9 protein-coding genes are annotated in these 16,956 nt (G+C 47.4%); 1 reads left to right on the forward strand and 8 read right to left on the reverse strand.

Annotated elements, in window-relative coordinates; genetic code table 11:
* Nucleotides 1-149 precede the first annotated feature (149 nt).
* The 7 genes from FVR03_RS15520 to FVR03_RS15550 form a co-directional block, all read right to left on the reverse strand.
* A complete protein-coding gene (locus FVR03_RS15520; protein ID WP_147922680.1) occupies nt 150-1,820 on the reverse strand; it encodes a helicase associated domain-containing protein in 1,671 nt (556 codons plus the stop codon).
* Nucleotides 1,821-2,416: 596 nt separating this feature from the next.
* Nucleotides 2,417-3,439: a pectinesterase family protein gene (locus FVR03_RS15525; protein ID WP_147922681.1), complete on the reverse strand. Its 1,023-nt coding sequence runs from the start codon at nt 3,437-3,439 to the stop codon at nt 2,417-2,419.
* A gap of 473 nt (nt 3,440-3,912) precedes the next feature.
* Complete coding sequence (locus FVR03_RS15530) at nt 3,913-5,643, reverse strand: hypothetical protein (RefSeq protein WP_255474240.1); 1,731 nt, start codon at nt 5,641-5,643, stop codon at nt 3,913-3,915.
* A gap of 473 nt (nt 5,644-6,116) precedes the next feature.
* A complete protein-coding gene (locus FVR03_RS15535; protein WP_187270183.1) occupies nt 6,117-7,121 on the reverse strand; it encodes a purple acid phosphatase family protein in 1,005 nt (334 codons plus the stop codon).
* A gap of 339 nt (nt 7,122-7,460) precedes the next feature.
* Complete coding sequence (locus FVR03_RS15540) at nt 7,461-9,068, reverse strand: RagB/SusD family nutrient uptake outer membrane protein (protein ID WP_147922684.1); 1,608 nt, start codon at nt 9,066-9,068, stop codon at nt 7,461-7,463.
* A 12-nt stretch (nt 9,069-9,080) separates the two neighbouring features.
* A complete protein-coding gene (locus tag FVR03_RS15545; protein ID WP_147922685.1) occupies nt 9,081-12,155 on the reverse strand; it encodes a SusC/RagA family TonB-linked outer membrane protein in 3,075 nt (1,024 codons plus the stop codon).
* A gap of 432 nt (nt 12,156-12,587) precedes the next feature.
* Nucleotides 12,588-13,466 (reverse strand): inositol oxygenase family protein, encoded by an 879-nt coding sequence (locus FVR03_RS15550; RefSeq protein WP_147922686.1) that lies wholly within the window; start codon nt 13,464-13,466, stop codon nt 12,588-12,590.
* Between the two features lie 367 nt (nt 13,467-13,833).
* On the opposite strand from FVR03_RS15550, the gene FVR03_RS15555 reads away from it, so the two are divergent.
* Nucleotides 13,834-14,847, forward strand: a complete 1,014-nt coding sequence (locus tag FVR03_RS15555; RefSeq protein ID WP_147922687.1) for a LacI family DNA-binding transcriptional regulator — start codon at nt 13,834-13,836, stop codon at nt 14,845-14,847.
* A gap of 560 nt (nt 14,848-15,407) precedes the next feature.
* Here FVR03_RS15555 and FVR03_RS15560 read toward each other — a convergent pair.
* Nucleotides 15,408-16,925: a glycoside hydrolase family 28 protein gene (locus FVR03_RS15560; RefSeq protein WP_222707248.1), complete on the reverse strand. Its 1,518-nt coding sequence runs from the start codon at nt 16,923-16,925 to the stop codon at nt 15,408-15,410.
* Nucleotides 16,926-16,956: the final 31 nt, after the last annotated feature.

Genomic DNA, 16,956 nt, shown 5'->3' on the forward strand with positions numbered 1-16,956 from the left:
TCTTGAAGCTGGTACTTTTTATTTTTGCCTACACCATCAACAGATGTGTATAATCGCAACTTGAATTATTCTAATGAAAAAGGCCTTCCGAAGCTTTTTACGCTTCCGGAAGGCCAGGGTATGATGTCTGTAAACTTTGTTGTACTCTTTTAAACCGATACTTTTTCTGCTCCGGAATGGCGGCTCCAGCTAAAGCCGATCTGCTCGAGTTGCAGCACACGCTCTTTGTCGAGGCTATCGCGCTCCTGCCGCATCCGGCTTACCCACTTGCCCAGTTTAGGGTCTTCCTGCCATTTAACCGGTACGCGTGTGTGCCCGTGCTGCTCGGCAAATGCCACCAACCGCTCGTACATCTCCTGCCAGGCTACCACTTCGCGGCGGCTTAGCGACCAGTCGAAGCCTAATTGGTTGAGCAGTTCCACCTTCTGCCTGCTAAGCTCCCCGCGTTGCTGTTTTATGCGGTACACCCAGGCAGCTAACTGTGGGTTTTCCTGCCATTGGTAAGGCACCCGCGTATGCCCCTGCCGCTCCTTAAAAACAGCCAGCGACTCGTACATGCGCAACCAGTACCCCTCCTGCACGCTCCACGGAAAACGTAGTTCGTTCAGGCGGTCTACGCGCTCGGCTGCCAGTTTGCCCAGGTAAAACTGCTTGCGTTGCCACACCGCCCAGCGCTGCAGCACCGGGTTGTGCCGCAACGATACCTGGCATGTGCCATGCTCTTCGTTATAAGCTTTAAGCTCGGCGAAGTGCTGCTCCCAAATTGCGTCCTGCTGTGCCTGTAGCGAGCGGCGTGTCTGCCCCGTCCATACAAAGCCTAGCTGGTTTAGTCTTTTGCGCTTGGCTTTATCCAGTTTTCCTTTTGCCTCCAGCACCCGCTGCGTAGCTACCCAGCAGCCTAACGAGCGGTTCTCCGGGAAATTGACAGGCACAAAGCTATGCCCATGCTCCTGCCAGTAAGCCTTTAGCTGCCGGAAACGCAACTCCCAACGTTTCTTTTTGTCATCTTCAGCATCCCAGGCAAAGTTTAATTCTTGTAAACGGTGCTCTCGCTCTGGCGGCAGCTGCTTTTTTTTGTACAAGAGGCGCTGGCGCTCCATCCAACTTACCAGTTTCTTTTGTCGGCAAGGTACGCGGCAATGTCCATGGGTTTTCCAGAAGGCTACTAATTGCTGAAAGAACTCCTCCCACTGCACGTTGTAAACGCTTTGCCCGTTCCAGGTAAAGCCTAATTCGTTTAGCTGCCGTTCCCGCTCCTCGCGCAGTTTTCCGTTGGTGCGCAGCCGCCGCTGCAATGTTACCCAAAGAGCCAGTTGCTTGTCTGGTGCCCACTTTTGAGGCACGCGGCAATGACCAAACAAAGCTTTGAAATCGCGTAATCGGCCGAGCAACTGCTCCCACCGCTGGTCGCGACTTACAACCATGTCCCAGTCTACGCCAAGGTCATCGAGCTTTTGCTGCTGCCCCGCCGAAAGGTATGCTTTGGCCATAACCTGCCTGATGAGCCAGTCGCGGAGCTGTTCGTAGGGTTTATCGGTGGGGAGAAAGGTATGGCCGTGTTGCCTGGCAAAAGTGGCTAGCTCCAGGTAGCGAGCCTCCCAACTCTGGTGAATTGTTTCTAATTCGAAAGGGAGGGCAGCCAGTTGCTCCTGCAGTGCTACCGGTAGCATGTGCCGGATGCGCACCTGAATGCGCAGCCACTGTGCCAATTCCTCGTTCATGGCCTCTAACTTTCCTGCACATGCTACTGCCTGTTGGTAGTGGCGGTGCCAGTTTTCCAGAAACGACTCACTGAAGAGCTCTTTTGCCAATTTTGCCATAGCGGATACATATTTTCCTGTGCTGTTGCATCTGTGACAACCATTTGCCAGCAGATTGCAAAGCACCCTGTGTAATTCTGAAGTAGTGATGAAAGGCTGTTAACTCCCCTGCTTCCAACATTATTTTCGCAGCTTCTTCCGTTTCGTTCTATAACGCACTGCTTTCATTAAAATTGAATTTTTTATAAAAATTCAGCAGTTTTTTTAGCATTTGCTTGCTCAGGCGAATAGCTTGTTCTATAATTTCGCTTTTTTAGCTCAATTACTTTCACGACTACCAGAACACTACTAGTTTGGATAAAATTCAGTTAAAAATGATATTTTTCTTATTAAACATCATTTTACCAGATGTCCCTATACCAGCAACAAATTTCATGCCCTTGACAAAAAACAGATAATTAAGCTTCTGAAGGTGGTTTTCATTAGAATAATTTGGCTCCAAGCCAAAGAAGGGAATTATGAACTTAGCAAGTATTTAAACAAACTGAACTGCGCCGCCAGTTCAGGCAACCCAGTACGCGGTACCTGAACAAGCGGCAATGGCATAATACCGCCCTATTTTTACCGGAACCCGCTGCTGCTACTTTATTTTGAGGTTATTCTGCTGCCGTACCTGCCTGCTTTACCGGCCATTTATCTTCCCGCCCAAAAATATGATCGAGGGTATATTTTTTCGCCTCCTTTTTAGAGAGTTGTTTCGACCAGGCTACACGCCGGGCTGTGGTTGCTCCGGCTCCAGTGCTCTGGTACTCTGCGTAAAACGTAGTCTTTTCTTTATCAGGAAACATTTTGTCGCCTGGCCAGTGGTGCCATCCTTCTGGTGTTATGTGCGACCCCATTTCGGTTCTGATAAATACAGTTTGGGCGTAAGGGCGCCAGGGTCGGCCTAAGAACACTTTTTTAACTCCTGGGGCTGCTACCAATTTACAATCGAAGAAAACGTAACCGAACTTTTGAGTCTGCCGTTGAGCGGAGGCGGTAATATAAGAATCGGAAAGGCTCCGGATGGTACAGCTTTGGAAAACACATGTAGCTTCTCCGAATATAAAATCGGTGGTACCTTCTATTAGGCAGTTTTCGTAGTACTGGCGGCTTTCTTCTTTGGAGGTGTACAGGGTATCCTGGTTGCCCAGCAGGTGGCAGTTGCGCACAAGTGTTCTGTCGCCTTCTACATGTAAGGCAACAGCCTGCCCCACACGACCAGCTGTGTTCCGGATGGTCAGGTTCTCCAGTATTACATCGTTGCCCTGCACCAGAACAGTAAAGGAGGAGTAGGTCGTGTATTTCTCCAGCCCCAGGCCGTCCTTTCCGGCAGGTATAGGCATACCCGAATAATCAGCTCCGGTTATAATTGTAGTTTCCGGGCTCTCGCCTATAAGCGAAATATTTGTTTTCCAGGCTGGTACAATTACCTTTTCGTTGTAGATGCCTTTAGCGATAAAGATCTGCACCCGCTGCTGACCTAAATCGCGAACCGAATTTATGGCTTCCTGAATTGTTCTATAATCGCCGGTTCCATCTTGCGCTACTGTTAGCGTAGGCGGATAAGTTTGTTGGGCAAAAGTAGCCTGAACAAAAAAACACAGAAACAAAAATACTCCTACTACCTGCTTTACCATTATGCATAAAAAAATTACAAGGGCCATGCACCCACCTGATTTAGTTACAAGCCTGTTTATTAGCTACTTCCGGTGTATTAGGCATGTGTGCGATGATTCCTGAGAGAGGACTTCCTTCTTCAAAAAACGCTAATCATTAGCCGGTGCAGCTCCTGCTAGGGTACAGAGCCTGAAAGAAAGGACGAATAAAACACATAATTTTGGTATCAGCAGCTCTAGGTGTATTTTTTTTACATTAAGAAAAAGAACAAAAGGCACCAAGTGCCAGGACTTCGAATAGATCCAAGAAAGAAGCACCCATTTTTCACCTGCTTTCAAAAGTAACCAAGCCCTAAAATCCTAGAAACTTGCTTTACTATTGAAGCAGGCTGATACAAATAAAATAATCAGCGACCAATTATTTACATGAAAAGACCCTTCCAAAGGCTTTAGGAGGTACTAAGGGTCAAGGGTTGATGCACCTGCTGCTGCTGCTACCCCAGGGTTAGCCGGTGCTGAAACGGAGTGAAACCAGTGAGGTAAACATGCATGCCTTTGGTGCGCAGGGTCCCGAAATGTGAGGAGTACATTTCGCCATCGAGGCCGCGCAGACGCTGGTGGGCAAAGGCTCCCGGACCAAAGCTAATGGTATCGGGGCCAAAGCTATACTGCCCGGTTTCCTTCTCCAGAAAATGGTTTTCTGAGTTATCTTCGGCGGCTGTTACACCTGCTAACTTACCGCCTTCGTTAAAGCAGAGTTCAATGGTTACCGGCACGTTTTCGGAACCTTTCACCTGAAAGTCAATTGAAAGTCTACCTTTATTTTCTGTAACGGTTATGGTTGTTTCGAGGGTTTTCACGTTGCTGACCGGCCTGTTCTCGAAATCCATCTTGTTCCAGAAGCGGCCATCAATGCTTTGCGACAAGGTGTAGTCTCCGTCGGGTTTTCGCAGCTCGGTTGCCAGTGGCTGGTAATAAGGTACCTCCAGCTTTTTGTAAAGCACATAGGAGTTGCCAACTTTTCTGAGGCCATCGCTCCTGAAATATCCGGTACTGAAGAACCCTGTGGAGAGGCGCATATACTTTAAAATAGCTTCGCCTTTTCTGAAAGATAAAAAATTGGGACTTGTTGAGCGGCCCGATGCGATGATCAGGGGCCAGTCTACGCCACCGAATAATGTGGCTGTGGTATTTCCGCGCCTGATCCGGGCCAGGCTGGAGGTGGTAAACAGCTTCTCGTAAGTTACAGGCGCAGCAGCAAATGCCGGCAGTTCTTTTTTCAGGAGCGGGTCTTCCAGAAAGTAAAACAACGATTGTGTAAGCACATGTTCTTCGAAGCCATCCACCTGCTCAATTAATGAAGCAATGGCCGCAAATTCTGCATTATTGTCGCGGTTGGCCAGGTACCGGTAATGGTGGTAATAATCCAGAATGTTTTTACTGCTAAACTGATCCTGCCTGCGGGAGTCGTTTGTAACCAGGTCGCCGTTGGGCTCCATGTAAAAATACGTCATAGCCAGGTTCTTCCTGACAGGCTCCAGTAAAACAGGCTTGTTCAGGAGGCGTGCCATCGTGATGAGTGACCTATCGATAACTTCTGAGTAAATTCTGCTGCGCTCCAGGTAATGCCCATCCTGGTCTATAAAAATTCCTTCGCCTAACCAATCGTTTACCCGGTTCACATATTTTGGGTCTGGGTAAATAGCGTTTATACGTGCCAGTGCCGCCGATAATACCCAGCGATGGTTGGGCGTATGCACACCACCTGTGGCCAGGGCATCTCCTGCTTTCACAATAAATTTCTTTGCATCGGCCTTCACCTCGTTCAGCACCTTGGCTTTGTTATTTAACAACAGCGACACGGCAACGCACAATGGCTCTAAAATAAAGGCAGTATCTGGCGGAGAACCGAGGTTGCCAAAATCGAGGTTGCCATCTGCTCCCTGCACCTTTAGCAGGAATTGTATAATGCGGCTCATGCCAGGCACTAAGGCAGCACTTTTATAATAGGTAGATTCCGGAGCACTGTAAGAAGCAGCCAGGTTTGCGAAATCGTAACCTAAGCTCCTTTTCAGCAACTTAATTTCTGCCTGCAACGACTCCAGTATAGCGGCAACCCGCTTGTCGTTAGCCTTTACCATGCGTGCATATAAATCTTCTTTTTGCTGATAATTAGCAGAAGCGGCTGTACCTGCAAACAAATTACTGCTAAAAGGAGGCAGCATTGCAAGTGCACTTAAACTTAACGACTGCATTAAAAAAGTTTGACGGCTTATTTTGCTCATAACTACGATGCTTAATTAATTCATATTTTGTAAAAGGAAACAAGTATCAGAACGGCAGGCCTTCTCAGCTTTAAATATTCGCATGCCAAAACATTGCACACAATCTCATCTTCTGAAATGCTAAAATTCAGTTTTGTCCTTTTAATTTGTTTATATAAATATCTTTTCACTTTGCCTGCAACAGAGCAGAGAACCTATTGAGGTCAGTGCAAATACCCGAGGCACGTTCAGGCAAGTCTACCCAGTGAAGGACCAATTATTCTAATGAAAAATGGCCTATCCGAGCACCTGGATCTGCTGATGCTGCTGTTGCAGATGAGGTTGTTCATCCGCCAAAATTCACGTCGATTGATTAGCCATAAACTAACCTGCAAAACAGGGCTGATTGCACATAGGTCAACGTTGCGCTTGGATTACTTTTGGCCAAGGTCCTGGGGCTCTTTTTGCAGACTGGTGCGGTACAGCACCTTACCCGTGTGCGAGATGGCATGTACTACCATTTCTTTTGAGCTTACCGAGAACAACAGAAAGCCATACTCCATTGCAGAAAATTTGCTGTAGTCTAACTTGCCCACCTGCGTAGCTTCTGAAGCAGAACCAGAGATAAAATGATGCACCCCTCCTTCCGGCTCCAGGTGCTGCAAACTATGGTCATGGCCTGCCAGGTAAGCATCTACATGATTAGGGTCCAGGAGGCTTTTAAGGGAGCGGCGAACAGCTTTGGTATCGTAGCCTTCGCTTCTTTTATCGCTGGCCGTGTACAAGGGGTGATGCCCAACCACCAGGTTCCATTTTACGCCCTCTGCTTTTTCGGTCAGCACTTGCTGTAGCCACTGCTTTTGCGCAGTACTATCCTGGGTCTTTACATTGGGGCCGTATTCTGCATTACTGTAAAACTCCGGAATCAGGGGGTTGGTATCGATAAAGGAAATCTGGATTTTTTCGCCGGAGCCACCTGGCAAAGCGAAGGTTTTTGAGAAATACCGGCCGGGCATCTCCCACCGGCGGCTCACTTTGGAGTAGGCTACCTGCGCATCGGGGTCTCCCATGTAGTCGTGGTTCCCTAACACAGAATACCACTCTCTTTGCAACGAAAAGGGCTTATAGATTTCTTCGAACGAATAATGCCAGTGCGGATCAAGGGTGCTTGCCACCCCTTTGGGGTAAAAATTATCGCCGGTGCTTATGAAAAAAAGCACAGATGCCTCTTTGGCGGTTTTAGCCATTTGCGCGGCTACCTGCAGTTGGTGATCATCGCCGTAGCGGCCCCAGTCGCCTAAGGCTATAAAATTGAGCGAATTCGGTGGAATGTTTAGTTTTTCAACTTTTTTTGTTTGCCCCTGCCCCGCCTCAGGAAATAGCAGGACGGTGCATATGAGCGAAATAATGGTCACCAGCTGTTTTGCAGATACAAACATGCTTTTCATAAATCTTTGACAATAAGTAAGGTGGTGTATGGCGCTTTGCTTATTCAAATAAAATAATTTAATTCTGAATTTGAACAACCCGCTCTATTTCCTCTGCGAAGCAGACGCCCAGGCTGCTTTTTAAATTTAGCACCATGCCAGTTAAAATATCTACTGCCTGCGATACTATATAAAATGGAGCCCGATTTATGTAAACCAGGCTCCATTTAATTCTACTCTGTAAAATCTGTTGTATGAAGTAAGTCGACCATAATTATATAAAATGAGACAATCTTTTATTCCCTATTAATCAACTTCCTGATCACACAATTAACAATTCTGTGATTTCACTTAATACCCATTATTTTGGGCAATGCTGCCACCACTCACGTTTACCTCGCTTTGCGGTATAGGCCTGAACAGGTGTTTCGCTACAATGGCTTTGTTAAGTGCCGCATGTGGGTTGTGTGCCAACACGCGCTCCTGCAGGGTACCAGTTCTCTTCAGGCTCATCCAACGGCTCACTTCGCCGGCTAACTCCCTGGCGCTTTCGTTCAGGATGGCATGTATGTCTACCTGCTCTGGCGTAAGCATAGTAGTAAGGCCAGCCCTGGCTCTGAGGGCATTTATATGATCAGCAGCTTTGGTAGCGTTACCTGCTTTCAAGTAGGCTTCTGCTGCTATTAACCTTGTTTCGCCTGACCTGAAAATATAGGCGTCTCGTTTACCTTCCGGGTCTATGCCTGGGTTCGTGTAAGCTACGCCCGGGTCATCGAACTTCCTGAACATGGGGTATTGCACAATGGTTACGCCGTTGGGCGTAAAATACTCACCGGGGTTTATCACGGCATATTTCTTAGAGGCTTTTTTCTGAGCTGACCAGGCTACTTTCGGGAAGTACACGGCAGTATCGCCCTTCAGAATACGGCCGTCGTTGCTGTCTACTTCTGCAAACAAAACTCGCCTGATGGTAGCAGCCTCGCGTTTGTCGCCCTGTTCAAAGTTCTCGTAGAAGAATGGTGTTGGCGCTGGCCCCATGCCTCTGTGATACAGCGTAGATCGGGTCATGCCTGGGTACACATCATACACAAACTTAAACATAAGGTGCCTGTTATTACCGACCCCTCTCGACACAGGGTTGGTGCCATACAACATCGAGAAAATTACCTCCGAGTTGCGCTGGTTCTCGATCGTGAATAAGGAAGCAAAATCGGCAACGAGCGGGTGGTTGGCTATTACGATTTCTGCTAAAGCGGCTGCATCGGCAAAATCGGTGCTGGCGGCAAAGCTTTTGTACCCCCTGGTGAGCAGAACCTTTGCCTTCAGGTGCCTCACCGCGTCTTTTGAGACCCTGCCGAACTGAGCCGGCTGTTCGTCTACGGTTGCCAGTGCTTCGTCCAGGTCTGTCAAAATCTGGGCGTATACTGCTTCTTCGGAGGCTCTTGCAAAATCTGTTTGCGAGGTTCTGATCTCGTTCAACACGAGCGGAACCGGCCCGAAGTGCTCTACCAGGTTAAAATAGGAGAAGGCACGCATGAATTTAACCTCGCCCAGTCCTCTTGCCTTGTCTACAGCCGAAAGTCCGGCAATGGCATCGGCCCGGTTTATAGTGGTGTTGGCTGCTCCTATAACAAAGTAGTAATTCTGCCAGAAAACTGGTAAGGCCCAGTTTACGGATGTTAAATTGACATAATCATTTAAATCGTTTATGCCATTAATTATTTCACCACGGGTATATATGTCGGTCCCCAGTTGGTCCAGCTCATAAAAAGAGGTGGCTGGCCGCATTCTGTTGTAAACATTGGCCACTAACTGATCAAAGGCTTTTGGATCGTTAAACATGGTGGCATCTGTTAAAGACTGCCGATTTTCTTCTTCAAGGAAATCTTTGCAACCTGTCACCGAACCCATTGTTAACAGTGTAAACAAAAGGACTTTATAGCTATTCTTGATTTTCATTTTATTCGATCGTTAAAAGTTCACGTTAACACCACCCATCAACACTCTCGACATAACTCCGGCACCCCAGCTGTTTCTGGCTGCATTTTCAGGATCCCATCCATCGTAATTGGTGAAAACAAATGGGTTCTGGGCTGTGGCATATACTCTCAGGCGCTTCATCTTCATAAAACTGATGGCTGATTCCGGCAGGCTATAACCTAAGGTAATGTACCCTACCTTCACATAAGAAACATCTTTAAAAAGAAGTGATTCGGTCCAGGGACCTCCATTACCGCGCTGATATGTCTCATTAGAAGCGTTCTCTGGCGTCCAGTAGTTAACTTTAAGGGTATTAAAACGAGCTGGTCCATCAACTCCGTCCCAGGCGTGCGTTCTATGGAAATAACTGTGAGCGGTAGCCCCCTGGGCTGTGTGCAGAAAGAAAGAGAAGTCGATATTTTTGTAGTTGATGGTGTTGGTAATGCCACCCGTCCATTTTGGCATGTTGGAGCCAACTACCGTACGGTCTTTTGCATCTATAACGCCATCGTTGTTTATATCCTTCACTTTTACCTGGCCAGGTTGCTGCCCGTAAGCACGCGCCTGATCTATTTCATCCAGTTGCCAGACCCCATCAAATATCCATGAAAAATTGGATCCTACAGGTTCCCCAATACGGTGCACATAAGGAGCATCCATAGACCAGAACTGAATTTCGTCCAGGTCGCCGTAGAGTTTGGTTACTTCGTTTCTGTTGGCAGCAAAGTTAAGGTTGGTTTTCCAAGTAAAGTCCGGCTTTGCCACGTTTACAGATGTTAAGCCAAATTCAACGCCTTTGTTTACAGCCTCGCCTACGTTCTCGAATACACCGCTATAACCAGTTACTGTTGGCACAGGCCGGTAGAAGATAATGCCTGTGTTTTTTCTGTTATAAATGTCTAATGAGCCGTAGATTCTGTTTTGCAAAAATCCAAAGTCAAGGCCAACGTTAAACTCTTTGGTTTTTTCCCAGGTCAGGTTCTGGTTAGCCAGGTTGGTGATAAAGGCGGTTTGCACCACCTGGTCGCCAAGGTTAGTAAACCCACTGCCGATAAGCGATTGTGAGCCCAGCGGAGCAAGGCCGCCGCCACCGCCATTGTTACCGGTTTGGCCGTAGCTGAAACGCGCTTTCAGGTCGTAGAACAGGTTGTTGTTTACCAGGAAGCTTTCGTCTTTAATTCTCCAGGCAAAAGCAGCCGACGGGAAAAAAGCCCACTTGTTCTGCGCAGAAAGAATAGAGGAACCGTCGTAGCGGCCAGTTAAGGTGAAGAGGTACTTTTGCTTGAAGTTGTAATTAACCCGACCTGTAAACGACTCCAGGGTCTGCTTAGACAAATTACCTCCTACCGATTGTATAACCGAACCGGCATCTATGTTATAAAAGCTAAAGGCATCAGTGGAGAAATTTCTTCGCTGCATGTCGTAGCTCTCGTACCTGTCTAAAAACTGTGAGTACACAAAGGTGGCATTCAATACGTTGTCTTCATTCATCTCCAGATTGTAGTTCACAATATTGTCCCAGGTGTAAGACATCCTGTTTCTGTTGATGACCTCGGCACGCGTATTGGCAGTATTGCCACTGGTGGCTTTAGAGAACTGGCCTCTGTACTCGCCGAAGCGCGAAAACTCGAGGTTTGGTGAGAAGGTGGAGGTAAACTTCAGATTATCTGTAGGGGTAATGATCAGGGAAAGGTTACTGAGGTAATTTAAGGACTTTGTTTCAAGAATAGCATTTGCAGGCTCAAATAATGGGTTAGTTATAAATGTTTCGCCTTGTAGTGGGAAGAACAGCGGTTTTCCGTTTTCGTCGTAAGGCGTGCCGGTTGGGCGCAGCCTGTAGGCGCTCCTTAAGCCTTCGCGGCTACCCTCGTTTCGGGTAGAGAAGGAGGCGTAGTTACTGAACCCTACTGATACAAGCGACGAGAGTTTGCCGTTAATGTCGCCTCGGAGGTTCATTCTTTCGTAATCTTCGCCTTCAAATGTGCCTTTGTCTTTGGTATAGCCAACACCGAAGCCATAGGTGGTGTTATCGGAACCTCCACTAACGCCTATCGTATGGTTGGTCTGGAATCCATTTTTAAGGACCAAATCTACCCAGTCGGTATACCTGTTGTTAGCAACATTCTCCTGCTCGTTTGGCCGCAGAAAATCGTTTAGCACCACATCGTTTCTGGTAAAAGCCAGGTTTCCGGAAGCATAATTCATACCTACCACGCCATCGATGATGGAATCAATAAACTCCGGCCCATTAAACATTCTGGGAAGGTTATAAGCCTGCCGCACGCCCACGTAGTTGTCGTACTGCACCGTCATGGGGCCTTTGCTGCCGCGTTTGGTCTGGATGATGATAACCCCGTTACTGCCCCTGGAGCCGTAAATAGCCGTGGCCGAGGCATCTTTCAGCACGTCCATCCGCTCAATGTCGCTCGGGTTCAGGAAATTGATATCGTTTACAAAAATACCATCTACTACAAACAAAGGGTTCTGCCCGGCACTAAAGCCGCCCTGGTCTACTGTCTGGTTTGAGTTAATGGTATTGGAGCCCCTTATCCGGATGTTGAAACCACCGCCTGGCTTGTTGTCGGCGGACTGTATGTTAACGCCTGGCACCTGCCCCTGTATTGCCTGATAAGCATTCACTTTGTTTGTCTGCTGAATCGCCTCGGCATCCATAGTTACCACCGAGCCTGTTAAATCGCGGCGGTTCGTTTCGCCGTAGCCTACCACTACTACTTCTTTCAGAGCGGCTACATCTTGTTGCAGGGCTATGGTAAACCTGGTCTGGTTGTTAATCGGTACTTTTTGCAGGGTATAGCCTATAGAACTAATTACCAGCATACCATCTGCAGGCGCAGATAATGTAAAATTACCATCCACATCTGAAATTGTGCCCTTCGTGGTCCCTTCTACCCGTATGGCAACGCCTGGCAAGCCGCTGTTAGATCCGGCATCTGTTACTTTGCCGCTTATGGTTATGTCGTTGGCTGTGGGTGCCTGCACATACGCCAGCAAAGCCACATTGCCAAATGCAGCCGGTGTGGCAGCCGCAAATGTACAAGGCAGCATCACTCCAAAAAGAATTCGCCTACTAAATTGAAATAAGTATTTATTCTTCATAACATGATATTATTTAAGTAATAGACAGTTGAGTTATAAGTAGTAAGAGCATCTAAAAAAGCTATGATCTGTAAATGCCTGATCATATACTTATGGTGGAGTGGAAGAATAATATGCTCCTGAAAGAGCAGCATCATGTTTGGCGTACTGCTTTAGCAGCAGCAATCAGTTTTCAGGTATTTGCGACAGTAAAATTATGTAAGTTGTAGAAAAGGCAACGGCCCGGCTCTAAAACGACATCTCGAAACCAGGTACACCACGTGGAACCAAGTACCTCACCCTTGAGTACAAATCGCCCAATTAGCCTCTGGAAGGCCTTTTTCATTAGAATAATTAGTCCGGACGAGGCAGGCCATCTGTTATCAGGGTGCCTGGCTGTGGTTAAAACTTTAGAGTGTCAGGCAGGTATTTCTTAACCAAAGCCTTGTAGTAAGGCTGAAGCTCCTGCCAGTTTGGCGGCACAGGGCTTTTGGAGTATAAATCGTAAGGGTTAAAGAGCTTTACCCATTTAAACAGCTCGTGGTCGTGGCTGTCCATTAAATGCTCGTAGGCATTTTCGCGGTGTTGCGGATAAAAGGAGTGGTAGCGGAGCATGTAGAGGGCGGGCTCCGGCAGGTGGTCTTTCAGCATCTGGTACACATACTCATCGTGGCCCCACGACATGTGCACGTTTCGCAACCCGCAATTTGGCGTGTACACCCCGTACCTGGTATTGTAGCGGCTGTCGTGGTGGTCGGGGTTGTTTTCAAAAAATTCTGAGTACACTATTTTATCAGAAAAAGCACAGCCTACCGGAAAAGTATCGCCTACCACTGCCCACTGTGGCTCACCGAACAAGCATAGTACTTTTCCCATATCGTGCAGCAGCCCAACCAGCACCATCCAGTCGGGGTGCCCATCGGCGCGTATGGCTTCGGAGGTTTGCAGGAGGTGCTGCATCTGGTCCAGGTCTGTGTCGGGGTCTGAGTCATCTACCAACTGGTTCAGGAAATCGAAGGCATCCCAGATGGGCATTTCCTTTTTGTCGAACTTCAGGAACTCCTGCTCCTTTTCCCGCACAAAGTCATAGGTTTGGTACGTATGGTTCAGGAGATAAAACTCTTTTACCGTATCTCTGGCCGGTGTTTCATAATCGCGGTACTTTTCTGTGGCTTTACCCTTGGCTATTGCTTCCGGATCCGGATACCGTTGCAGTAAATCATCTTCCCATTCATCTAAGTTCTCCAGTGGGTTCTGATTACCTTGTTGAGTCGTTTTCATTAGACTAAAATTTTATTTTAACAGACAAATCTAACTAATGTTAGTTCAAGCAATTTGTATATAAATTCTATCATAACAACAGGAACAGCTAACTTTATATGCGGAAACGTTTGCGTAACAAATTGCATCTACCTACGATTTTTACTATTCCGAAACCTGCCTGCCAAACCCGGTCCTGCTCCTGAAAACCAGCCACTACTAAACCTGCCAAAGAACCAATAGCCACCAACAGATTTTTGACGCAATAATTTATAGAGGCAGAATCAAATAAAAATAATATTTTTAGACAATTACTTAGCTTGGGATTACTCGTTTAAATAATTAACAAACTGTCTTACAAGCACATAAGACACGTTTCGCGCTTTTTATGGAGAAGATAAATATTAAAAGCCTGGCAGAGGAATTGAACCTTTCGATCTCCACTGTATCGAGGGCGCTGCACGATAGCTACGAAATCAGCGCTGAAACCAAGAAGCGTGTGGTGGAGCTGGCAACAAAACTCAATTACGTACCAAACCACCACGCCAGCAGCCTCAGGAGCAAAAAGAGTAAGATGATTGCGGTGGTTATCCCGGAAGTGGCCGACAGCTTTTTTGCGCAGGCGATAAATGGCATAGAGTCCGTGGCGCAGGAGAATGGGTACCACGTGCTCATTTACCTTACGCACGAAAGCCTGCAGAAGGAGCAGGCCATTTTAAAAGACTTTCAGTGCGGAAGAGTAGATGGTGTGTTAATGTCTGTTTCGGCTGAGACGACCGGAGCCTTGCACATAAAGGAGCTCATGGCAAAAGGCATTCCCCTGGTCTTTTTCGACAGGGCCTCCGACGAAGTGGAAACCGCCAGAATAACTACAGATGATTTAAAAAGTAGCTATGCAGCCACACAACACCTGCTAGAAAGCGGCTGCCAGAAAATAGCCCTGCTCTCTGTTTCGGATTCTTTATCGATTAGCAACGAGCGAATGGCAGGTTATAAGCAGGCCCTGCTGGATCATCATCTTTCCTTTAACACTGCTGATATTGTGCTATGCACGAACAACGAGGAACAGAACCTGCAGCGCATGATTAGCCTGCTGCAGAACAGCAACCGGCCCGATGGTATTATTGCAACCGTAGAAAAGCTAACAACCAGTGTTTACCTGGCTTGCCACTCGCTGCAGTTGTCTATCCCGAACCATGTAAAGGTCATTAGCTTTTCGAACCTGCAGTCGGCGTTGCTGCTAAACCCTTCGCTCACGACCATTACGCAGCCTGCTTTTGAAATGGGCCGATCAGCGGCCACGCTTATATTTAAATCTCTGAAGAATAAAAACTTCAACCTGAAAGGAGAACGTCTTGTTATACCATCCCGGCTCGATATAAGGAGTTCGACTGTAACCTGAGGACTTCGTCGAATTAAAAATTAAAAGTGCTGGTTGTTAGGGATTTCTATTAAGTGTTTTTCGGAAAAACAGGGTGGAGGAGCAAACCTGCATGCGTCCGCGAGTTAAAAACTCGGTATCATGAAAAACCACCAGTTACGGCTGTGCATAAACTCTCGGCAGGAATAGTTTAATTAAAACGTAAACATTCCCTTGATATGTTATACACGCAAATTATTCGAATGAAAATGCCCTTCAGAAGCTTTTTAGTCTTAAACCCGCCAAGGGTCTGACTGCTTTAGGACCCTTACAGGCAGTAACATGGGCAGTTCTACTGGCTTAGAAGGCAGAACTTCTTTTGTACCTTTTGTGGCAGAAGTTTTGGCATCCATTTGCAGCACGAGTTCAGTTTGCCCTTGCTGCGAGTTCTCACCAGCAAGCTTTTAAGGAGAATTATGAAAAATAAATTCAAAAGCAACACCTTGAGCCCTTGTCGGTGATAACCCCCGACAAGGGCTCAAGGTGTTGCTTTTGTGCAGTTTGCCGTATACCCCATCTGATTAATTTTCGGGTGAAGTATCTTATTTCAGGGTGTAGTTCTGAATGGCTTTCATCTTTTCCGGAAAAGCTGAGTCTCCTTCCAGATCAGTTATTTTCAGAGTGCTTACGTCATGCGCTTCCAGGGCATGTGCAAAATATGCCGGCACGTTGGTTCCCCAGGTAACAGAGCTGTTCCGGACCGTTATGCCAGTTGCTTTGTCAAAATAAAAGCCAGATGTTCTGCCTTGTACCATGCCTTCCACATCGCTGGGGCGGCGATCATACACCCCGCCTGCGTGTGCTGTTATTTTATTGATGGTAATGTCTACCTGGTCGAAAAAGATGTTAGAAATCTTATCGGCCGACTCGCCACTCACATAAATACCATTCTCGCTCTGGCACTTAATGTTGCTGAAGTAAATGTTTTTTACCTCGCCTACGCGCCCTTCGCGCTGCCCTTTCGGGAAACGCCAGCCCGCATCTTTATGATCGCCTTTGGCCCGCCGGTAGGCCGTAACGTAAATAGGCTCGGCTTTGCCCCACCACACATCAGAGAAGAGCTTGCCTTCGATCAGCATATTCGAGAAAATAACATCAGACACAACACCTTCGTCGCGGTTTTGAATGCCTACTCCGCGGTTACTGCTCCTGATGATGCAGTTATTGAACACGACATTCCGGATGGTATCCATGTTCTCAGAGCCTATCTTAATGGCACAGGATCTGGAGGTCATGGTGCAGCCTGTAACGGTTATGTTCTCGCATACGCCAAACTCCTCGTACTCCCTTCTGTTTTTCAGGCAGATACAATCATCACCAGATTCTATGTAGCTGTTGCTGATGCGTACATTTTTGCAGTGGTCCAGGTCAATGCCATCGCTGTTCCTGACCTTCAGGCTATTGAGCAGTGTTATATCCGAAATGGCTACATCGTCGCATCCGACCAGGTGAATTGTCCAGTAAGCGGAGTTCAGGAAAGTAACACCCCTGATTCTCAGGCTCTTTCCTCCTACAATGGTCAGCAGGTGCGGGCGGGGGTCCACTACATCAAAGGGCTTCAGTTCGTAAGAGTCTTCCAGCTCGGCTCCCATAAAAGAGATACCATTGCCATCTATACTGCCACCGCCACTGATCGTGACCTGCTCCAGGTTCTCACCTCCAATCCAAATGGTGCCTTCGCCTTTGTTATCGCGGAAAGCGCTTTTGGTATAGACGTTCTCATCGCCGTTTGCCAGCACTTTGGCACCTGCCTCCACATGAAACTCTACAAAGGATTTCAGATCGAAAGGACCGGCCATAAACGTACTGCCAGCCGGAATAACAACCCGGCCCCCTCCTGCCGCCGAACAGGCATCAATAGCACGTTGTATGGCTTTGGCATCATCGGTTTTGCCGTTGCCAACAGCACCAAAATCCTTTATGTTAAATAGCTTCTGCCCCTGCAGGTTAGCGGCATTGCCTGTTGCTTCTGCCAGGGTGGTATTATGCTGATCGACCTTGCAGGAAGTTAGGAACAAACACGGAACGAGGAGGAATAATAGTAAGCTGTTGTGCATCATGATATGTTTAAGAACTAACTCTGTTTAAATG

The organism is Pontibacter qinzhouensis (genome assembly GCF_008017455.1).
Taxonomy (GTDB): domain Bacteria; phylum Bacteroidota; class Bacteroidia; order Cytophagales; family Hymenobacteraceae; genus Pontibacter; species Pontibacter qinzhouensis.